This is a genomic window from Pseudidiomarina tainanensis, assembly GCF_900115255.1.
Lineage (GTDB): Bacteria > Pseudomonadota > Gammaproteobacteria > Enterobacterales > Alteromonadaceae > Pseudidiomarina > Pseudidiomarina tainanensis.
The window spans coordinates 1243502-1264902 of sequence record NZ_FOYU01000001.1 but is presented as its reverse complement, the minus strand read 5'-3'; the positions used below and the strand labels follow the sequence as shown (position 1 = coordinate 1264902).

Sequence of the window (21401 nt, the reverse complement as noted above, 5' to 3'; positions counted from 1 at the left end):
TCGTCAGCGCCGCTTGGTATGGTTTTTTGCCGTGCTTTTTTTAGTCGCACGATAAACCGCAAACTTGTTATCTTCGGCCACACGCTCGCAGTGACCAAACGCTTGTTCGATCAGCTCTGGCCATGGCAGGAAGCGATTCGCAACCAACCATAGTTCACCATGCCCATACAAATGGTCATATACCTGCCGTAAAAATTGCTTACCAATTTCGTAATCGGTTGATAGGCCGGTATGAAACGGCGGGTGACTTACCACGTAATTAAATTGCCCTAATGATTTGTCGAGGCCGTCGCTGGCAATGCACGAACCATCCAAACCGTTGAGTTCAAGGGTACGTTCAGTTGCCCGTAAGGCTAGTGCACTCACGTCCAAATAAGTGATTTCTAGGGCTGGCGATTGCCGATTAAGCCAAGCACCGAGAACGCCATGTCCACAGGCAAAGTCGAGTACCTTACCTTGCGACCACACTGGCAGATGCTGTAGTAAAATTGCGCTACCGGTATCAATACTTGGGAACGCAAATACGCCCGGTAAACTGGCTAATTTCAACGGCGAGCCTTGTTGTGGCTGTTCTAACTCCACGTAAGCAAAATGGTCGTCAACGTTAAAATGCTCAGCGTGCTGATTCACACTGGTTCTTAACAGTAGGGAATGATTCCCCACGGCCATTTTTTGCGCCGGTGCAACCGTATCTGGAAATTGCTTATGAATGCTCTTTATGCCACCGCGATTATCGCCAACCAACCAAATAGTTGCACCCTCGGGTAACACATGACGCAGTGCTTCGAGCACATATAAAGTGAGTTGCTTTTCTTTCGGTAACCAAACGAGTGCAGCTTTAGCAGAGCCGGCTTGCGGGGCGTCTGCACCAAAATGGTGCAAAATTTCGGGCGCTTGGCGTTGCCACTTCTGCGCGTAGCCTGCATGCCACTGCCAGCAACTGACCACCGGTAATAACTGGGCTAACTCCGCATCAGGAGCGTTAACAACCAGCAACGGCTCATCTTCGAGTCGAGTTTGCTGGCGCAGAACAAGTTGTGAGGGTGGACTCAAATGCTTCAATATGTGCTTCTCTAAACGTTATATTGGTTTCTGATCGTACGCTTCCACGAAAACATCAACGTTTTCGCTGGCGTGCTCAATGCGCTCACCATCAAATTGTGCCACATTGAACAAAGCTTCGCCTTCGTTGGCAACCGGAATGTTGCTAATGCCAATTACAATACCATGGTATGGGCTTTTAATCGCATGCAGATCATCTCCATGCGGGTTCACTGTTTGCGCAACAACTTGCCCCTTATTAATGGTCTGCCCAAGCTCTACTTTGGGTACCACTAAACCATCATATTCGTTGCGGATCCAAGCGCTACGATGCGCCACAATCGGCTTCACTTTCTTGCGACTACGCCGGCCCTTCAACATTTTCAGGCTTTTCATCACATTTTGTACGCCAGTAACGCCGGCTTTAATAGCAGCATAATCGAAACGCAGCGCTTCGCCGGCTTCATAAAGAATCAGCGGAATACCCAATTCAGACGCCAACGAGCGTAACGAGCCATCGCGCTCCTTACTATGCAAAATAACCGGGGTACCGAACGCTTCAGCCATTTCTAGCGCATCGCCATTATCGGTATCAACCCGAATCTGCGGCAAATTACTGCGATGAATTGCACCGGTATGCAAATCGATAATGTGCGTGGCATTTTGCACCAAACTTTCGTTGAACAAGTGCGCCAAACGGCTACCCAATGCACCCCGTTCAGAGCCTGGGAAGCATCGATTAAGATCACGTCTATCGGGTAAATAGCGCGATTGCTGAATAAACCCAAACACATTCACAATCGGCACAATAATCACCGTACCTGCCAACTGCAACGGATCCAGCTCACCCATTAAACGCCGGCATACTTCAATGCCATTGAGTTCATCACCGTGAATTGCCGCGCACACCAACAATGTTGGACCCGGCTTCACACCGTGAAAAACCTCCGCGTGCAAATCCATCGGCGTATCGTTATATAACCGCGCAGCAGGTATTTTGACGCTGTGCCGCGAGCCAGGAGCAATGCGCTGGTTGGCTAACTGAAAAGATTTATGCTTCATAAAATTCGTTCGCTACGCTCTTCGTTGTTCGTGCGCTTCGCTGTTCGTCCGTTCGGCTTCGCCTTACTATTCGATGTTAACTTCGAACAGCGCGAAGAGCGCACGAACAGAGAACGAAGTGAACGCACGAATAACGAATAACGCTTTTGGTGTTAGCCCTTACCCTTGGTTCTGGTTTTATTCGCTTTTGCGTTCTTTTCAATGAAGCTGATTATTTGATCAGCCACATCCTTGCCGGTCGCACCTTCAATGCCCTCAAGGCCTGGCGATGAGTTGACTTCCATCACCAGTGGACCATGGTTGGAGCGCAAGATATCTACACCAGCAACATTCAGGCCCATTGTTTTGGCGGCTTTCACTGCGGTTGCGCGCTCAGCTGGTGTCAATTTTACGAGGCTAGCTGAACCACCACGGTGCAAGTTTGAGCGGAATTCGCCAGGCTTAGCTTGGCGTTTCATGGCCGCTATAACTTTATCGCCAATCACGAAGCAGCGGATATCGGCGCCGCCAGCTTCTTTAATGTATTCCTGCACCATGATGTGCGATTCCAGCCCCATAAAGGCTTCGATAACACTTTCTGCCGCTTGGCGCGTTTCGGCAAGTACCACACCAATACCTTGAGTACCTTCGAGTAGTTTGATAACCAGCGGTGCGCCGCCGACCATCTCAATCAAATCGGGGATATCTTGCGGCTGACTTGCAAAACCAGTCGTTGGTAACCCAATGCCTTTGCGACTCAGCAACTGCAGTGAGCGCAATTTATCGCGGCTACGTGAAATGGCTACAGATTCATTTAACGGATACGTGCCAATCATTTCAAATTGGCGCAGCACAGCAGTACCGAAGAAGGTAATCGATGCACCGATACGTGGAATAATCGCATCGTATTGCGGCAGATCTTTACCTTTCATGTGAATGGAGCTTTCGCGGGCGTTGATATTCATGTAGCAGCGTAGCGGATCGAGCACATCAACAATATGCCCTCGCGCTTCGCCAGCCTCCACTAAGCGGCGGGTTGAATAAAGACGCGGGTTTCGCGATAAAATTGCAATTCTCATGCGGTAGCTCCAGGCTGGCCGAGTAAATAAGATTTGTCAGGGTCCACGACAAAGTGGCCGCGCATGGCTTGGCGCCCCAACAGCATACGAAATTTCATGGTGTCGCGGTTCGTCAACGTCAACTCAATCGGTTGCGAAAACTCACCTAAATGTAATGTCGATAGAATAACATATCGCAGCTCAGTATGACCTCCAGAATCTGTCACTTCGCGTTGATCGTGAATTTTCGCTTCACACATCAATTCACGGTCGCTGTGTTGTTCTGGATGCAACCAAATCCGTAACCAGTTCTCGCCATTGCGCTCAAACGGTTCAAGCTTAAAGGCATGCAAACAAGAGGTGCGTGCGCCGGTATCTACTTTCATTTTTAGGGCGTCGATGCCAAGCTCGGGGAGTGAACCCCATTCGCGCCATCCAAGTGTTTGCATAAAAAATCCCTTACTGATCAAAAGCGTTGTTCGTTATTCGTACGCTTCGCTGTTCGTCCGCGCTACGCGCTGTTCGACAATAATAACCGCGAACAGAGAGGCGCAGCCGAACGGACGAACAGTGAACGAAGTGAACGCACGAATAACGAATTACGTTCTTGTGTTTTTCAACTGTTGTAACCACGTGATGAATTCTTCCGGAGGGCGATCAAGCGCCGTCGCCGAAACAAACAAATCATAACCTAATAATTCGCGAAAGTGTTCACATCTTACCGCGAACATCGCTTGTACGCCGCGATACTCTGTACCCGAGGCGCCCTTATAACGGTCTGGAACTTCGAAATATGGCGAGTACTCACGTAAATCTGGTCGCTCATGACGCAGGGCGGCAATCAATAAATGCCGTTGTTCGCTGAGTAAATACACGGCAAGCCGCGGGGTAATACTCTGCAGCACAGGTTCTATATCGTGCAGACGAAAACCAATATAAGGCATAGATTCGAGCTCAAGACCGCGATGCAATCGAGGGATATCAAAACGTAGAATATTATCCCACTGAATTTGCCAAGTTCCACGCCGGTGCAAATACGTGATTGTCTGCGGCGTGATACTCATACTAACTGGGGGCTCAAAAATCTTGGCACTGCCTAAAAATATCAATACTGCACTGGTGATAAATAGAAGCCCGTAGGCGGCAGCTATAATCGGGGTATCAGTAAGCCATAAAAACATGGTTACGGCAAAAATGACCACGCCAAGCGCATTAAATCCGAGCCCATGCGAGCGGGTGAGCGGCTGCACATAAACAATGCGTTCGGGTGTCGACGTATCATTCATAGGCACGAGCCGGATCGGACAAACCAAACGTTTCACGAATGATTTGACCGGTAAATTGGGTTTTTAAATAAAAGCCGCGTGGCAAGGTTTGAATGACCGCACCGTTCGCCCCAATCGCTTCAGTGAGCGCACGGCTATTGGCTGCTTTCGGGCGTAATTGCAATACTTCGCCCTGGTGTGCAGTAATCGATTCCACTTCACCCAGTGCAATTTTGTCCATATGCTCTTGCCAGTCCGCGCGCAATTGCGCTTCTTGCTTGGTATTGGGTTGCCACAAAAAGGCGGTACCAATGGTGCGTTCCGCTAATGGCACCTCGCGGCGGCCATCGATGGGAATCCAAAGTACACACTGCAACTTGTTGCGTACGTTACTGGTCTCCCAAGTTAACTGATGCACATCAATGAGCGGGGTGGTGCACACAAAGGTTGTTTCGAGCGGTTTGCCCTGGGCATCAAGCGGAATAGTTTTTAGTTCCACACCGAGTTCGGGGAAGTCTTGTAATGCTTGTGAACCTGCGCTGGCGCCGAGCGCAGCTTCGAGAAGTTGTCCAACCCAACCCTTGTTGCGGCGCAGATCATTAGGCACGGTCATGCCCAGTTGCGTCGCCAACTCTGCAAAACTAAGCCCAGCGAGCGCGCTGGCCTGATCAAAGAGCTGTTTGAGTTGCACAATTACCTCGTCTAAACGGATTAATCCTTTCATTCATGCCGCGATTATGGAAAAATCCAAGCCATATGTCGAATTTATGAGGGCGCTCGCGTGATAGACGCAGAAGGATTTCGCGCCAATGTAGGAATCATTATCTGCAACGAGCAGGGACAAGTCTTTTGGGCGCGTCGATTCGGGCAACATAGCTGGCAATTTCCGCAAGGTGGTATTGATGATGGCGAAACGCCTGAACAAGCTATGTACCGTGAACTCTGGGAAGAGGTAGGGCTTAAGCCCGAGCAAGTCGAAATTGTTTATACCAGTCGCAATTGGTTTCGTTACCGACTGCCAAAGCGTTTGGTACGACGCGAACAACGACCAACCTGTATTGGTCAAAAGCAGAAATGGTTTTTACTGCGGTTAAAATGCAACGAGAGCGATGTGAACGTCATGCAGTCGTCACATCCTGAGTTTGATGATTGGCGGTGGGTAAGTTTTTGGTACCCTGTGCGGCAAGTTGTGTCGTTCAAACGAGAAGTTTATCGACGGGTTCTAAAAGAGTTTTCTGCCGTTGTGATGAACGCAATGCCACGCCGTTCAAAGCCACCGCGCCGCCGTCGTTCTTAAACAAACCGTTGGTGATCTACAAGGCAGCCTATGCTTCGAGTACTACAACGCATCGTTGAAGCTGTGAATCAAGCGCCAGATTTCGAGCTGGCGCTACAAACCATGGTGCGCCAAGTTAAAGAAGCCCTGCACACTGACTCCTGTACCGTCTATCTTGCTGATCACGAACAACATCAATTTGCCCTAGCGGCAACTGATGGCCTAGAAATTCGCTCCGATAAACCGATTCATGTTCCCTTTGGTGAGGGTGTGATCAGCCTTGCCGCCTCGCGTGAAGAACCGTTGAATATTGCCAACGCGTCGGAGCACCCAGCTTTCTTACGCTTGGAACACGTGGTTGAAGATCGCTACAAAGCGATGCTGGCAGCGCCGGTGATTCATCGTCGCCGCGTGCTTGGTGTGCTGGCCGTGCAACAAGAGCAGGCACGAGCCTTCACCCGCGATGAAGAAGCCTTTGTGGTAACACTCGCAGCACAGTTAGCTGTGGTGATTGCTCACGCTGAGGCAAAAGGCTTGTTGAGAACCGCTAAGCAGTCCCCATGGTTACAGACAATTAAAGGATTACCTGCGGCACCTGGCGTTGCTATCGGTGAAGCGTTTGTAGTGAAACCACCGGCACGTCTTAGTGAAGTGACGCCCAAACGCAGTGATATGCCGGAACATGAAATCCGCGCATTTCGCGCCGCTGTTGCCCGCACTCGCCAAGAACTATTAACCATTAGCGATAGCATGAAAGGGCAGGTAGCCGAAGAGACGTTAGCGATTTTCGACGTCTACCACGCCATGATGGATTCGGCGAGCCTTGGTAAAGAGGTTGAGCAAACGATTAATGATGGCTGGCGTGCGCAAACGGCCTTAAAACTGGTGGTTGAGCAGTTGGTCAATCAGTTTGAGAACCTCGATGACGAATATATTCGTGAGCGCGCCAGTGATGTGCGTGATTTAGGGAATCGTATTCTCGCTCATTTGCAGAACCGCGAAGCGCGCAAATTTAATCCGCCGAAGCAGTGTATTTTGGTTGCTGACGAAGTCACCGCAACCATGTTAGCGGAGCTACCGCAGGCTGAAATTATTGGCATGGTATCGCTACGCGGTTCGGGTAATTCTCATGCTGCTATTATGGCGCGTAGCATGGGTATTCCAGCCGTACTTGGGGTTGACGACATCGAGCTGAATGAAGTCAGTGGCGAAACACTGATTGTCGATGGCTACAACGGTGATGTCTTTGTTAACCCGCCATTACAGGTCGAAAATGAATACCGCCAACTTGCGGATGAAGAATTAGCGCTGCGGCAAAAAGTAATGCAGGCGCGTGACCTGCCAGCCGAAACTACCGATGGTGTGCGTGTTCAACTTAATTTGAATGTTGGCTTAAACACCGAGCGCGATTGGTTAAACGATTTGAACGTGCATGGCGTTGGGCTTTATCGTACCGAAATTCCGTTCATGATGCGTGAGCGCTTGCCAACAGAAGATGAACAAGAAGAATTGTACAGTGCGGTGCTCGAGCAGTTCCGCGGTGCACCGGTCGTTATGCGAACGCTCGATGTCGGCGGCGATAAGCCGTTGCCATATCTACCCATGGATGAAGAGAATCCATTTTTAGGCTGGCGCGGTATTCGGATGACACTTGATCATCCAGAAATTTTCTTGGTGCAAATTCGTGCCATGCTGCGGGCATCTGTGGGGCGCAATAATTTACGTATTTTGCTACCGATGATCACGAGTGCGGAAGAAGTTGATGAAGCTGTTCGCATGATTCATCAGGCCTACCATGAAGTTGCCGAAGAATTGCAATGCAGCGTTGATGAGCAATTATTTGAGCCTCAAATTGGCGTAATGATCGAAGTACCTGCGTTGATTTATCAGTTACATTGTGTGGCCGATAAAGTCGATTTCTTTTCAGTGGGCACCAATGATTTAACCCAATACATGCTGGCAGTCGACCGTAACAATTCACGTGTAGCAAGCCTCTATGACGCGTTCCATCCGGCGGTATTGCACGCTTTGAAGCAAATTATTGAACGTTGCGATGAACTGAACAAGCCGGTATCGGTATGTGGTGAGTTAGCCGGTGAACCAGGTGGTGCCTTGTTATTACTTGCTATGGGTTTCCGCAATTTCAGCATGAATAGCTATAATATAGATCGTATCCGCTGGATTATTCGGCATATTGCAGCGGCGGATTTAGAGCAGGTTTTACAGCGCGCACTGGCCGCGCGTTCCCCGCAAGAAGTGAAACAACACGTTATCATGGCACTGGAAAACGCCGGCCTCGGCGGTTTTGTTCGTGCCGGTGGTTAAGGAGAAGCAGTGCTCTTAACGGGCTGGTTATGGTGTTTAGCCGGAGGCATGGTGGCAGGCTTACTTGCCGGCATGCTCGGCATTGGCGGCGGCCTTGTTATTGTTCCTTTACTCATCTATTTACTGCCGTTGCTGGGTGTCGCCCCCGATTTGGTGGTGCAAATGGCTGTGGCAACCTCGCTCGCAACCATCATCATGACGACCAGTAGTTCAGCGCGTTCTCACTTAAAGCATGGGCAAGTCAGTTTCTTTTGGGTACGCCGTTTAATTCCCGGGTTAATGGTAGGTGCCGTTTTGGGCGCTTGGCTGGCCACGTTAATCCACCCTGAGTGGCTGCAGCGTATCTTTGCCGGTGTGCTCATGTTGCTGTCGATTCGAATGTTGATTCCGCAACGCGGCGGTGAACCGCTTACCGACGTATCAAAGCGTTTGATGGCACTGATTAGCACCGCTATGGGTACTTTATCTGCGTTGGTAGGTATTGGTGGTGGATCGCTGACGGTACCGCTATTACAACGCTTAAGAGTTCCCATCCGTCAGGCAATTGCGGTATCCTCCATTGGTAGCTTGAGCATTGGTCTAAGCGCAGTTATCGCGTTTATCGTGCTAGGCCAACAACTTGAAGGCGCCGACGGGCTGCTCGGCTACGTGCATGTTAAGGCATGGATAGCGATATCAATTACCTCCATGCTGTGTGCACCGCTTGGCGCCAGTTTAACGCAGCGTCTTCCGGTGAAACATTTACAGCGCGGATTTGCGGTGTTCTTGGTTATTATTTCAATAAAACTAGCGATAGGATAATTCATGCAAACAGCGAATTTGTCAGCCGACTATATGGTGCATCCCAATATTGATCCGATTATTGTGAGCATCGGGCCGCTTGATTTGCGCTGGTATGGCTTAATGTATCTCGTTGGTTTTCTATTTGCTTGGTGGTGGGGTAACCGTCAATGTCGGATGCCACATTACGAGAGCCAAGGCTGGACCGAGAAGCGCTTCAGCGATTTGTTATTTTGGGCGTTTATGGGTGTCATTTTGGGCGGCCGCATCGGTTATGTGCTGTTTTACCAATTTGAGTATTTCATCCAAAATCCACTTTATTTATTCGATATCACCAGCGGCGGCATGTCGTTTCATGGCGGTATGCTTGGTGTTATCGCGGTGCTTTGGATATTTGCGGCAAAGACGAAGCAATCGCTCCTTGCCGTCGGTGATTTCGTCGCGCCGTTGGTGCCGGTCGGTTTGGGTGCCGGACGCATCGGAAACTTTATTAATGGCGAGTTATGGGGCCGTGTTACCGACGTTCCGTGGGCGATGATTTTCCCTGCAGCGGGGCCATTACCGCGCCATCCTTCACAGCTTTATCAAGCGTTGCTTGAAGGGCTGGTGTTATTTATTGTATTGGCATTGTATAGCCGCAAACCGCGCCCGGTTGGCGCTATCGGTGGCTTATTCTTGATTGGCTATGGTTTGGCGCGTTTCGTGGTGGAATATGCTCGTGAACCAGACAGCCACTTGGGATTATTAACCTTCGGTTGGTCGATGGGGCAGTGGTTGTCCGCGCCGATGATTCTGGCTGGCGCCGTGCTAATGTTGTTAGCGTATAAAAATAATAAAAACGGAGCGAAAGCGTGAAACAGTACCTCGAGTTATGCCAACGTATTGTCGATGAAGGCGTGTGGATTGAAAATGAGCGTACCGGCAAACGCTGCCTAACTGTGATTAACGCTGACCTTGAATATCGCGTCGACCGTAATGAGTTTCCGCTAATTACTACCCGTAAAAGCTATTGGAAAGCGGCGATTGCAGAACTACTCGGCTACATTCGCGGCTATTCAAATGCAGCAGACTTTCGCGCAATCGGTACACCCACTTGGGACGCGAACGCGAACTTAAACGAAGCTTGGTTGGCTAACCCGCACCGCAAAGGCGAAGACGACATGGGCCGTGTTTATGGCGTGCAAGGTCGAGCCTGGGCAAAGCCTGATGGCGGCGTCGTTGATCAACTACGTAAAGTGGTCGACAACCTGTCACGTGGCCTTGACGATCGCGGCGAAATTATTAGCTTCTATAACCCAGGCGAATTCCACATGGGCTGCCTGCGCCCATGCATGCACACCCACAACTTTTCACTGCTGGGCGACACCTTGTACTTAACTAGCTACCAGCGCTCATGCGATGTACCGCTGGGCCTTAACTTTAACCAAGTACAAGTGTTTACATTTTTAGCGCTCATGGCGCAAATCACCGGCCACAAAGCCGGCGTGGCTTACCATAAAATCGTCAACGCCCATATCTACGAAGACCAAGTTGAATTGATGCGCGACGTGCAGTTAAAGCGCGAACCATACCCAGCGCCACAATTAGAAATTAACCCAGACATCAAAACTCTCGAAGACCTCGAGACCTGGGTCACCATGGACGACTTCGCCGTTCACAACTACAAACACCACCCACCAATTGCCTACCCATTCAGCGTGTAGCCCGGCGTCCCTTTGTAAGGCAAGGCCGGGTGGCGCGAAGCGCCGTGAATATCTGGGGCTACTAGCGATTCGTTATTCGTTATTGGTTATTCGTTACTCGAAGGGAGAGCGCCTATGTATGCCCCCTTATTCTAAAATATCAAAACTCATTATCATACATTAAGTAACGAAAGCGTAACTTTAACTCATTTTTATTAATTTAATGTGCAGTTATAAGGTCATTAAAGAATTATTTGAAAATTTCAAAAGTATGATCATCGAACATTATAAAGTCCATATATCTGCATCAAGTGCCAGCATAATCTATATAAAGTCCATTCTTGGTAACCAAACAATCACCTAAGTATCTTTGTGTTTCTAATCAGACCCCACCACGTACATAGCTAGGATCCATCGCTTAATAATTAGTTTTATTAAAGAATTAAGTGCAAAAAATAGAATTTTATATCTATTTTTATTCATAAAAGTTCTGAATAGGTAACTTTACAATAAGTGTTTTAAGGTCTACGCTTTAACGAACAACCAATAACGAATAACCAATAACGGACGTAAAGTCATGCTCTCACCGTCAGCCCAAGCCGAACAACTCGGCGAACGCCTCAAACAAGCGCGACTTAACGCGAATATTACCCAAGTAGAGCTTGCAGAGCAGGCGGGGGTATCACGTAAGATTGTGCTGAATGCTGAGAAAGGCCAAGCCACGCTTGAGAATTTTGTGGCATTAATGCAGGCACTCGAACTAACCGAGCAATTAAACAATTTCTTACCGCCACAGCCTATTTCGCCTGTGCAACTGAAAAAGCTGCAGGGAAAAAAGCGTCAACGCGCAACGGGTAGCCGTGGCAAAGAATATGACGACGAACTGGATGTTGACGCATGGTAATGGAAGTCATTGGCGTATGGTACCAAGACCACGAAGTCGGGGCGTTAAGCTTCGATACCGAAAGAGGTGTCGGTGCGTTTGAATATACGCCAGACTTTCTAGCCAGTGGTATTGAGTTGGCACCGCTGAAAATGCCATTACGAAAACAAATTTATAGCTTCCCAGAGTTAAACTTTGAAACGTTTCACGGGCTTCCGGGATTAACGGCCGATTCACTGCCCGATGATTTTGGAAACGCAGTGCTCAATGCCTGGGTTGCCAGCCAAGGCAGACAACCTAGCGATATTACGCCGTTGCAACGTTTACAATATACCGGAAAGCGCGGCATGGGCGCGCTAGAGTACCGCCCGGCAACACGACTGCGGGGGTTTGAAAAATCGCAAGACGTTGAGATCAAAGAGCTGATTAAAGTGGCGCAAGAAGTACTCAACAAGCGCTCACAATTTCACGTCGAACTTGATCCGAGTGGTCAAGCTGATCAAGAAGCCATGTTATCACTACTTTCGGTTGGGATGAGTGCCGGCGGCGCCCGGCCTAAAGCGGTGTTGGCATTTAGTGGCGACTTCACTGAAGTGTGCTCTGGTCAAACCGACGCGCCTGAAGGCTTCGTTCATTACATCATGAAGTTTGACGGGGTGACCGAGCGCAATATCCAGCGTGAAACCTTCGACGACCCACAAGGCTTCGGTGCAATGGAGTACGTCTATTACCTCATGGCGCGTGAGTGCGGAATTGAGATGATGCCATGTCATTTGCTTGACGAAGGTGATCGGCGCCACTTCCTCACCCAACGGTTTGACCGACGCGAAAACGAGAAACTCCATGTGCAAACGCTGACAGGAATCGCACATGTCGACTTCAAAAAGCCGGGTAGTTTCTCGTACGCCGAGTTATTTGCTGTTGCTCGCCAACTAAAACTGAATGCTCACGAGGCAGAACAGTTACTGCGCCGTATGGTGTTTAATATTGTGGCTCGCAATCATGACGATCATGCGAAAAATTTTGCATTTCTATACCATCAAAACCGCTGGCAATTAGCGCCAGCGTATGATGTCGCTTATAGCTACAAGCCTGGCAGTAAATGGGTCAATCAACACTGGATGCAACTGAATGGCAAACGTGAGGATTTCACCCGCACCGACTTGTACAGCCTCGAAAAAGTGAGTCCGCTATTTACTCGCAAGCGCATTGATAGAATTCTGGAGGAAACAACACAGGCGGTATCGCTGTGGTCAAAGCTCGCCAAAGAACAACTGGTACCCAACGATCTCATTAGCGAGATCGCGAACAACCACCGCCTCGACCTCTAATATCTAATATCTAATATCCAATATCTAATATCCAATATCTAATATCTAATATCTAATATCGTCTTAGCTCTTATCTCTTCAAAAACAATTTGCTAACATCCAAGTAAGTTCATAATAACAACAATTGAGAGCTCCGGATGTCAGCAATAGCTTGGATAGCTTTAGCGGTTTTATTTCTAGCAGTATTCTTTTTCTTCAAATCCCGTAAATTTAGAGGCTTTATCCTGCTGACGGCATTCGCCGCATTGCTCGGTATGCTCTTTGGTCCGCCGTCGTATGTTGTGCATACCGACTACACCACCACCTTACGCGATGATGCCAGTGGCACCCGATATCACTATGCTTGGGCAATCAACAAGTTAGCACCCACCGAGGCGAAGCGTGCGAGAGTTGGGCTTTACAACCCAACAACCAAAGAGTTTCGACGTTTTAATGATGACTTAGCCAAAAGTGCAAACTTAGCTTTTGTACCGCCAACTGGTGCCAACTGGCTATTGCATATTTGGTGGTGGATTTTCCCTGCAACCTATCTCGCGTTTTTCATTCAGCGTAAGTTCGGCGGATTGTCCAATTTGGGTGGAATCTTGTATTTTCCGCGGCGCAACCGACTGTGCCAAGAGCAACTCGATAGCGCGCGTGAACACGGTACCGTTTGGGCTTATGAAAAGGCGCTTAAGTTTTGCCAAAGTTATCGCTGGCCGCCGCGAAAAATAGTAGAAATCATCCAGCACGAGCATCAAGCCATTTTCCAAACCTATCGTCAGCGTGTGCAAACACTGGAGCGGTTATATCGTAATGCCGGTAGTACCTTGCAACAACGTGACGCCAGCGCCTATCAGCGTTATGGCAAGCTGTATCTGGTTGCCAATTTTATGCACCTCATAAATCGTCAACTTGAGCAGCGTGAAACGCAACAAACCGCGGGATTAGCGCTCGATATTCAAGTACAAGATGGTTGGTATAGCTATACTGGTCCAGATAATGAACTGACCAAATACGACAGCTTGAATGCACTTGAACGCGCAAAACTTACGGAATATGAGCAGCGCTGGGGTGCGCTTGGTGTCAACGCATTCACGCTACGTGACGTCGCTGAGAGATATGCAGATGAGCGCACCAGTTTTGCTACGATTCGCCAACAGCTAGCGAAAGTTGAGAGCGCCCAAGAATTTGTCAACGAGCAAATTGGTCAGTTTTTGGCATTCGTAGAGCAGTTATTGCACGGAACATTAACCGAGCAACAACAACCGATAGTGCGACAATTGGCGCACTCTTATTTTATTCAACGGCTCTTTCAAGAAATCTCTGATCGGTCGCAAGATCATGTGTTCCACCGCTCCTTTTCGAAGCAGCTACGTCACACCCTGGCGACCATCATGTCCGCGTACTTTCCTGAAGAAAGCAAAGGCGGACAGGGTACGGCACTATTTAGTGATACCACACTCGCTAATTTTGCGCAGCAACAGTTACAGTTTCATTTGTTACCGGTTGGCCGCTTGACATCTGGGGCTCCAACGATTGAAGCCACAGTATTCTACCGAGCTAATCAGCAACAAGTATGGCGCGCAGGGTTACGGCAACCGCAGTTACCGAGTAACTTTAAAGCCAGTGCCGACGCCTTTGGCCATATTAGTGCCACGGCGATGCTTCGTGACACCTTTAATACTCGCCAAAATCAGGTGCCTCCATCGCGTCAAAGTGTATCAGAGCAAGTCAAACAAGATATTCTCGATGAGTTAAATGAGACCATGAAGGAGTTGGCGCAAGGAGCTGGCGAAGACCTTGCGTTGGAACTCATTAATCAGATTATCGCCGGCAACGGCAGTAATGCGATTTTACAATTCGAAGCGACCGTCGATAGCGAGATGAGTACGCTTGTATTTGAATCATTGGAGCACGCGGCGAGTTTATTGGAAGCTGGCTTGAGTTTATTTGGAGGCGATGACTAATGCGCGGAATAATGAAATTGACATCTGCTATGGTCGTGGCGATAGGTTTCATCGCAAGTGCGCCGGCGGCTGCCCAAGACAGCTGGGGGCGTAAACTCGGTGAAGTGCTTGGTGAGTTGCCGCTCGGTGACTACTACCGCTCACTCACAAGTTTTAATGACGTGCAATGGGTAACAAATGACACACTCGTTGCCCAAGGCGTGATGTATCGTGTTGAAGCAAATAGTAACGTCAACGTGAGAGCTGGCACCTCAACACAAACGGCAGTGGTTGCCTCGGTGGGACCAAATGAACGCGTCATCATATTAAAGAAAAAGCCGTTTGAAGCTTGGTTTTTTGTCCGCTTAGCAAGTGGCACACAGGGCTATATTCACGAGAGTTTATTGGTGCCAGTCGACGCGTAAGCGTTGTTACCAACACATGTGAAAATCGAGACAAAACTGGTAGAATGCCGCAGTTTTTAGTCAGCTGAGTTATCCAGTTCATGAGTAAAGAGCGATTTGCAGGTGTTCAACGTGTTTACGGGGCTACTGCGGCAAAGTCATTTCAGCACCACCACGTTGCGGTAATCGGCCTTGGTGGCGTTGGCTCGTGGGCAGTGGAAGCTTTGGCGCGCTCAGGTATTGGCGCGCTTACACTGATTGATCTTGATGATGTATGCGTGACGAATATCAACCGTCAGCTTCCGGCCCTCAGCAGCACCATTGGTCAACTAAAAACCGAGGTGTTAGCTGCACGCGTGAAAGATATTAACCCCGATTGCGACGTACGCGTCATTGACGATTTTCTTTCGGCGGAAAATCTTAATGAATATCTCGGCGACCCCGTCACTGCTGTGTTAGATGCCATTGATAGTGTGACTGTAAAAGCGGCATTGATTGCATGGTGTAAACGGCGAAAATTGCCACTGGTAACTTGTGGCGGAGCCGGCGGACAGGTTGATCCAAGTCAGGTTACTTCAGCCGATTTAGCCAAAGCGACGCAAGACCCACTATTAGCGAAAGTGCGTTCAATGCTACGTCGTGATTTTAATTTCTCGAAGAACCCGAAACGCTCGTTTGGCGTCACTGCCGTTTACTCAACCGAGCAATTGCGCTATCCAACGGGTGATGGCGAATGGTCGCACGCCAAACCTGGCGCTGGCAGTATGCGCATGAATTGTGCCACAGGCTTCGGTGCCGCGATGCCTGTCACCGCCACCTTCGCCATGCACGCCACCGCACTGCTCCTGAAAAAACTGTAGCCCGGCGTTCTACGCCGGGTGGCGCGTAGCGCTGTTAATATTCGGGGCTTATCGGATGCCAATTACGCCGGGTGGCGCGTAGCGCCGTTATCTGCTTTTCAATTTAGCGATAACTTTACGCAGGCCATTGCCGCGCGAAGACGTTACGAAGTCAGCTAAGCCAAGCGCATCAAAGTGCTCATCTAACGAATAAGTAGAAACTTGTTCTGCGTTAGCACCATGCAAGGCTTTACGAATCACCATCAATAGCCCCAACACGGTGCGTGACTCACTATCGACGGTTAACGCCAACCGGCCCTGCAACCAGTCAGCTTTCACCCAAACCCGCGCCTCGCAACCAAACACCTCGTTGGCATCGGCACGAGAGCCATCAGGTATCTCCGCTTGCTTCGCCAACTGCACCAAATAACGCATACGATTTTCCCGTGAGCCAAGTTGCTCGCGCAGTGCCAACAGATCAGATTCGCTCAAAATACCGTACATGTCATTCCTAGTGAAAAGTGCTAATTCGTCAGGTTAGTCAATAAAAACGCCTGTAAGAGTACCATTTTTGTGCCGAAAAATGTTAATCTTGCTCGGTCTCTAATTCATTTGAACAGAACTTTAAACAACAGGAACGACAACATGAAAGTATTAGTGGCGGTCAAACGCGTCATTGATTACAACGTGAAAGTTCGCGTGAAAGCGGACCAATCAGACGTTGATCTGGCCAACGTGAAAATGGCCCTGAACCCGTTCTGTGAAATCGCTGTCGAGGAAGCAGTACGACTCAAAGAAAAAGGCATTGCTGAAGAAGTCGTGGTTGTGAGCATCGGCCCGAAAGCGGTGCAAGAACAATTGCGTACAGCGTTGGCATTGGGCGCTGATCGCGCCATTCAAGTTGAAACTGACGAACTGCCAGATTCTCTTGCGGTAGCCAAATTGCTAAAAGGCGTGGTGGAAAAAGAACAACCACAATTGGTTATTCTGGGTAAGCAAGCCATCGACTCTGATAACAATCAAACCGGTCAAATGCTGGGTGCGCTGACGGGCATGCCGCAAGGCACCTTCGCATCAAAAGTAGACGTTGCTGATGGCAGCGTGAACGTGACGCGTGAAGTTGACGGTGGTTTGCAAACTGTGAAGTTGCAATTGCCAGCTATTGTCACTACCGACTTACGTTTGAACGAACCACGTTATGCGTCATTGCCGAACATCATGAAGGCGAAGAAGAAGCCGCTTGATGTAACCACGCCAGATGAATTGGGCGTTAGCGTGACTCGTACTGTGAAATTGCTCAAAGTTGAACCGCCTGCAGAACGCAGCGCCGGTATCAAAGTAGCAGACGTCGCAGAATTGGTTGAAAAACTTCAAAATGAGGCAAAAGTGATATGAGCATTCTCGTTATTGCCGAACATGACAACGCACAACTCAATGGCGCTACGCTAAAAACTTTAGCTGCGGCGAAGCAAATTGGCGGTGACATTCACGTACTCGTTGCTGGCGCAGGTTGCCAAGCAGTCGCTGACGAAGTTGCCAAAGCCGACGGCGTAAGCAAAGTATTGCTCGCCGATAATGCAGCTTATGGCCACTTCTTAGCGGAAAACTTAGGTCAGCTGGTTGCTGATTTAGGAAAAGACTACGGGCACATATTGGCGCCAGCAACAACTACCGGCAAAAACTTCATGCCGCGTGTTGCTGCACTGCTTGATGTTGCGCAAATCTCGGACATTATCGCGGTAGAAAGCGCAGATACATTTAAGCGCCCAATCTATGCCGGTAATGCAATTGCAACCGTACAGTCTGAAGACGCCATCAAAGTGATCACTGTTCGTGCAACTGCATTTGATGCGGTCGCAGCTGAAGGCGGTAACGGTAGCGTTGCGTCAATCGACAACGTCGTAAGTAACGAAAAATCTGAGTTTGTTGGCGAAGAGCTTGCCCAATCCGAACGCCCAGATCTGACCGCAGCACGCGTCGTGATTTCAGGTGGTCGCGGCATGCAAAACGGTGAGAACTTCCACTTGCTTGAAAAAGTCGCTGATAAACTTGGCGCTGCAGTAGGTGCATCACGTGCCGCGGTAGACGCAGGTTTCGTACCGAACGACATGCAGGTTGGCCAAACCGGTAAAATCGTTGCCCCTGAACTCTATATCGCAGTGGGTATCAGCGGTGCTATCCAGCACTTAGCCGGTATGAAAGACTCAAAAGTTATCGTGGCAATCAACAAAGACGAAGAAGCCCCAATCTTCCAAGTGGCAGATTATGGTTTAGTGGCTGATTTGTTCGATGTATTGCCAGAGTTAGAGCAAAAGCTTTAAAACGACAAAAGCGATATTGGCTATTGGATATTAGATATTAGCCCGATGATTCGGGCTTTATCTCATTCGCTCAACCATTAGCCAATACCCATCCCCTCAAATATCTAATATCCATCCTCTCTAAATATCCAATATCCAATATCCAATAGCTAATATCGTCTTTGCGGTTTTTTAACTATGCAAAGTGCGTGGACAGTTCTCGAGACCGTTGCTATAACATCTGTATACGTCAATGATCATATATCAACGTTAATATTGAAGGATGCTCAAGGCATGAAAATAACACCAATAAAGTCTCTGACAGCATTAACCCTGACCACCGCCCTAACTTTAATCAATGCACCAGAAGCGCACGCCGAAACAATCGAAGTGCGCGGCCAAATCAATTTTGGCTATAGCCTCAATCCAGCTGGCGTCACACAGTATGACGGCGGCGAATATATCCTTGAAATTGTGCAAGGTGCGCAAATGCCGTTGGTTTATCAAGCCAGCACATGGCGCCAGTATTCTAATGCAATCGAGCGCGTTTCCGTGAGCGTCTATGATAGTGCGGGCAATGCTTTAACTGTACGTCAACCGCTCAGCGCTAGTCAGTTAAATGAACCGACCACCAATACGCTGTATTTTGATTACGGGAATCGCTCAAATTACACCAGTTGGGCAATGACTGTCATGACACCAGATGGTATGAATAGTCAACTTAACCTTAATTTACGCGGTCCAAGTAATAGCCTGTTCGAATCCACGGCTGAGTTTCCACGTTTCGTAAACACTCCCCGGTACGTGAACGCTACTTTGTTTTCAAACGTGGAAACAGCCGAGGGTGACGACGTCGTCTATTTATATGGGCCAGTAACCGAAGTGAATTATCTCACGGCAGATAACGATGGCGATGGCATTAATGATGATGTTGATGCCTGCCCAGCGTCAGATATCAGTCGCAGCGTGGTAGTCGGCGCCAACGATACTAGGGTGACGAACAGTGTCGATAGCGTCGGCTGCTCTGTGACTGATAAAGTTTTAGCCTGCGAAGCAGATGCGCGAAATCGTGGTGATTATGTTTCCTGCGTAAGTCATTTGGCGAAGCAGTTGCGCACTGAGGGAGTGATGAGTAACTCTGATCACGGCGCACTCCTACGCCACCTTTGAATTCAAAAATGATATTAGCACTTGGATATTAGATATTAGCCCTGAAATGTCGAGCTCTATCTAATATCCTATATCTAATAGCTAATATCGAACTTGCCATTCCAATATCCAATATCTAATAGCTAATATCGACTTTGTTTTTTTCCTAACGAATCACTTGCATATTTGTAACTCATCGGACATGATTGAACCTATAACATCCTAATCGGATTAGGTGGCTAACATGAAAAGAAGAACAACTATGCTAAAAAAATTACCTATCGCGTCAGCTATCGCGCTGGCAATAGCAGGAACAGCAAGCGTCCAGGCAGCGGAGTTTGAAGTAGGTGACTTCCGCGTTAAGTTCGATTCCATTATTTCCTATGGTGCCGCATGGCGTATGGAAGAGCGTGACATGCGCTTCATCCACCCAGGTAACATGGCAGGTGGTCTGGGTCAGTCAGGTGTAGCCGATGACGGTAACCTGAACTATGACAAAGGCGACATGGTCTCTTCTGTTATTAAAGGTGTGCACGATTTAAGTATCGATGGTGGCGACTACGGTGCTTTCATTCGTTTCAAATACTGGTATGACGATGTCATCAAGAATGAGGAAGTTGCACACGGCCATACTTCTACCAATTACTATCCAAACGTAACGCTTGATAACGACGGTCTTGACGATTGGTCAACCGGTTCAGGAATCAAGTTGCTTGACGCTTTCGTTTATGGCTACTTTGACATGGGCGATGTGCCAGTTAACGTGCGCCTAGGTCGCCAAGTACTCAGTTGGGGTGAAAGTACTTTCATCTTCAACGGCGTGAACGCCATTAACCCAGTAGACGTGAACGCGATTCGTCGTCCTGGTGTTGAAATTAAAGAAGCGTTATTGCCAGTTGGTATGTTGAACGTCAACTTAGGTTTGACCAGCGAAACCAGCTTAGACATGTTCTATCAATATGAGTGGGACGACTACAAACTCGATGGTTGTGGTACTTTCTTCTCTACGGTTGATATCTTAGGCGGTGAAGGCTGTAACAAAGTTACCCTTAACCCGACTCTGGTAGCCGGTGTGCCAAGCTCAAGCTTGAGCGATTTGGAATCAATCCAATTTGGTACTTATCTTGAGCGTCGCCCTGATATCGAGCCAGACGATGGCGGTCAGTACGGTTTTGCGTTGCGTCACTATGCAACCGACATCGACACTGAATTCGGTGTGTACTACATGAACATTCACACGCAGACTCCAATTATCTCTGCGTATAACTGGGTTGAGCAGCCATCACCTGCGCTAAGCCACCCAGATGGTATTCCAATTGCTGGTCCTGACTATGTGTTGCAATTCCCTGAAGACCAAGAAATCCTTGGTTTCAGTGCTTCAACCTTGGTTGGTGAATGGTCTGTTGGTGGTGAAGTTAGCCATCGTTTCGACATGCCAGTGCAAATCAACACCACTGAAATCTTGACGGCCGGTTTACGCGCAGGCGTACCGAGCACGTTCTCTAATCGTATCCAGCGCGATGAAACGGGTGCAATCACCAACTTGGGCGAACTCCAAGAAGGTTACGATAAGTATGACGTGAGCCAGTGGCAGTTAACTGGTGTGCGTTTCTTTGACCGCGCACTTGGCGCTGACCGTATCACCTTTATCGGTGAAGTTGCAGTGAGCAAAGTTCATGGTTTAGCAGGCTTAGATGAGCAGCGTTACGGCCGTAACCCAGTATTCGGTAAATGCTTAACAGTTGCTGATCAAGCAGCTTTAGGCAACCCAACTGCTACAGCTGATATCAACTGTGAAGGTTTCGTAACCGCAACTTCTTGGGGTTATCGCGCACGTATCGTCGGCGAATACAACAACGTATTTTCTGGCTGGAACATGACGCCAACCCTAGCATTTGGTCACGACGTGAAAGGTTACTCAGCCAACTCAAACTTCATCGAAGGTCGTAAGACTATCGGTTTGAGTGTTGACTTCAGCTACCTGAGCAAATACAAAGTTGGTGTCGGCTATAACATCACCGACGGTGCTGAGTTTGACCCAGCTGATGACCGCGATTTCGCAGCCGTTAGCTTCAGCTACAGCTTCTAAGAAAAAACCC

At 48.8% G+C, this 21401-nt stretch carries 21 protein-coding genes; 14 read left to right on the top strand and 7 right to left on the bottom strand.

Going from position 1 to position 21401, the window contains the following annotated elements:
- Positions 1 to 3: 3 nt before the first annotated feature.
- The 6 genes from BM292_RS06125 to mutH form a co-directional block, all read right to left on the bottom strand.
- On the bottom strand, positions 4 to 1062 hold the full coding sequence (locus tag BM292_RS06125; protein WP_092856359.1) for a methyltransferase: 1059 nt from the start codon (positions 1060 to 1062) through the stop codon (positions 4 to 6).
- Positions 1063 to 1080: 18 nt separating this feature from the next.
- Positions 1081 to 2103, bottom strand: coding sequence for a succinylglutamate desuccinylase/aspartoacylase family protein (locus BM292_RS06120; protein ID WP_092856357.1), 1023 nt, complete (start codon positions 2101 to 2103; stop codon positions 1081 to 1083).
- 152 nt (positions 2104 to 2255) lie between these two features.
- The gene (gene rimK / locus BM292_RS06115; protein ID WP_092856355.1) at positions 2256 to 3161 is read right to left on the bottom strand and encodes a 30S ribosomal protein S6--L-glutamate ligase; all 906 of its coding nucleotides are present in this window, start codon (positions 3159 to 3161) and stop codon (positions 2256 to 2258) included.
- Positions 3158 to 3589, bottom strand: coding sequence for an ATP-dependent zinc protease family protein (locus BM292_RS06110; RefSeq protein ID WP_092856353.1), 432 nt, complete (start codon positions 3587 to 3589; stop codon positions 3158 to 3160). The genes rimK and BM292_RS06110 overlap by 4 nt, the downstream gene beginning before the upstream one ends.
- A 150-nt stretch (positions 3590 to 3739) precedes the next feature.
- Complete coding sequence (locus BM292_RS06105; RefSeq protein WP_092856351.1) at positions 3740 to 4426, bottom strand: DUF2982 domain-containing protein; 687 nt, start codon at positions 4424 to 4426, stop codon at positions 3740 to 3742.
- Positions 4419 to 5129: a DNA mismatch repair endonuclease MutH gene (gene mutH, locus BM292_RS06100; RefSeq protein ID WP_092856349.1), complete on the bottom strand. Its 711-nt coding sequence runs from the start codon at positions 5127 to 5129 to the stop codon at positions 4419 to 4421. Before mutH ends, BM292_RS06105 begins: the two co-directional genes overlap by 8 nt.
- A gap of 57 nt (positions 5130 to 5186) precedes the next feature.
- Between mutH and rppH the strand changes: the two genes are divergently transcribed.
- From rppH to tcdA, 10 genes are all read left to right on the top strand, one after another.
- Entirely contained in the window at positions 5187 to 5702 is a 516-nt protein-coding gene (rppH, locus tag BM292_RS06095; protein ID WP_092856347.1) for an RNA pyrophosphohydrolase, read from the top strand.
- Positions 5703 to 5732: 30 nt separating this feature from the next.
- Positions 5733 to 8006 carry a phosphoenolpyruvate--protein phosphotransferase gene (gene ptsP / locus BM292_RS06090; protein ID WP_092856345.1) on the top strand — a complete coding sequence of 758 codons (2274 nt, stop codon included), beginning with the start codon at positions 5733 to 5735 and terminating at the stop codon, positions 8004 to 8006.
- Between the two features lie 9 nt (positions 8007 to 8015).
- The gene (locus BM292_RS06085; protein WP_092856343.1) at positions 8016 to 8807 is read left to right on the top strand and encodes a sulfite exporter TauE/SafE family protein; all 792 of its coding nucleotides are present in this window, start codon (positions 8016 to 8018) and stop codon (positions 8805 to 8807) included.
- A gap of 3 nt (positions 8808 to 8810) precedes the next feature.
- On the top strand, positions 8811 to 9641 hold the full coding sequence (lgt, locus tag BM292_RS06080; protein ID WP_245751827.1) for a prolipoprotein diacylglyceryl transferase: 831 nt from the start codon (positions 8811 to 8813) through the stop codon (positions 9639 to 9641).
- The gene (locus BM292_RS06075; protein WP_092856341.1) at positions 9638 to 10489 is read left to right on the top strand and encodes a thymidylate synthase; all 852 of its coding nucleotides are present in this window, start codon (positions 9638 to 9640) and stop codon (positions 10487 to 10489) included. The genes lgt and BM292_RS06075 overlap by 4 nt, the downstream gene beginning before the upstream one ends.
- A 556-nt stretch (positions 10490 to 11045) precedes the next feature.
- Complete coding sequence (locus BM292_RS06070; RefSeq protein WP_092856339.1) at positions 11046 to 11372, top strand: helix-turn-helix transcriptional regulator; 327 nt, start codon at positions 11046 to 11048, stop codon at positions 11370 to 11372.
- Positions 11366 to 12682 carry a type II toxin-antitoxin system HipA family toxin gene (locus BM292_RS06065; RefSeq protein WP_092856337.1) on the top strand — a complete coding sequence of 439 codons (1317 nt, stop codon included), beginning with the start codon at positions 11366 to 11368 and terminating at the stop codon, positions 12680 to 12682. The genes BM292_RS06070 and BM292_RS06065 overlap by 7 nt, the downstream gene beginning before the upstream one ends.
- A 137-nt stretch (positions 12683 to 12819) precedes the next feature.
- Complete coding sequence (locus BM292_RS06060) at positions 12820 to 14631, top strand: hypothetical protein (protein WP_092856335.1); 1812 nt, start codon at positions 12820 to 12822, stop codon at positions 14629 to 14631.
- Positions 14631 to 15035, top strand: coding sequence for an SH3 domain-containing protein (locus BM292_RS06055; protein ID WP_092856333.1), 405 nt, complete (start codon positions 14631 to 14633; stop codon positions 15033 to 15035). The genes BM292_RS06060 and BM292_RS06055 overlap by 1 nt, the downstream gene beginning before the upstream one ends.
- An 80-nt stretch (positions 15036 to 15115) precedes the next feature.
- Positions 15116 to 15874 carry a tRNA cyclic N6-threonylcarbamoyladenosine(37) synthase TcdA gene (gene tcdA, locus BM292_RS06050; protein ID WP_092856331.1) on the top strand — a complete coding sequence of 253 codons (759 nt, stop codon included), beginning with the start codon at positions 15116 to 15118 and terminating at the stop codon, positions 15872 to 15874.
- A gap of 87 nt (positions 15875 to 15961) precedes the next feature.
- Here tcdA and BM292_RS06045 read toward each other — a convergent pair whose 3' ends face one another.
- Positions 15962 to 16357: a SufE family protein gene (locus tag BM292_RS06045; RefSeq protein ID WP_092856328.1), complete on the bottom strand. Its 396-nt coding sequence runs from the start codon at positions 16355 to 16357 to the stop codon at positions 15962 to 15964.
- A gap of 141 nt (positions 16358 to 16498) precedes the next feature.
- Here BM292_RS06045 and BM292_RS06040 point away from each other — a divergent pair, with 141 nt between their 5' ends.
- From BM292_RS06040 to BM292_RS06025, 4 genes are all read left to right on the top strand, one after another.
- Positions 16499 to 17248 carry an electron transfer flavoprotein subunit beta/FixA family protein gene (locus BM292_RS06040; RefSeq protein ID WP_092856325.1) on the top strand — a complete coding sequence of 250 codons (750 nt, stop codon included), beginning with the start codon at positions 16499 to 16501 and terminating at the stop codon, positions 17246 to 17248.
- On the top strand, positions 17245 to 18174 hold the full coding sequence (locus tag BM292_RS06035; protein ID WP_092856323.1) for an electron transfer flavoprotein subunit alpha/FixB family protein: 930 nt from the start codon (positions 17245 to 17247) through the stop codon (positions 18172 to 18174). The genes BM292_RS06040 and BM292_RS06035 overlap by 4 nt, the downstream gene beginning before the upstream one ends.
- Positions 18175 to 18447: 273 nt before the next feature.
- Positions 18448 to 19323 carry a hypothetical protein gene (locus BM292_RS06030; RefSeq protein WP_092856321.1) on the top strand — a complete coding sequence of 292 codons (876 nt, stop codon included), beginning with the start codon at positions 18448 to 18450 and terminating at the stop codon, positions 19321 to 19323.
- Between the two features lie 223 nt (positions 19324 to 19546).
- Entirely contained in the window at positions 19547 to 21391 is a 1845-nt protein-coding gene (locus BM292_RS06025) for a DUF1302 domain-containing protein (protein ID WP_245751826.1), read from the top strand.
- Positions 21392 to 21401: the final 10 nt, after the last annotated feature.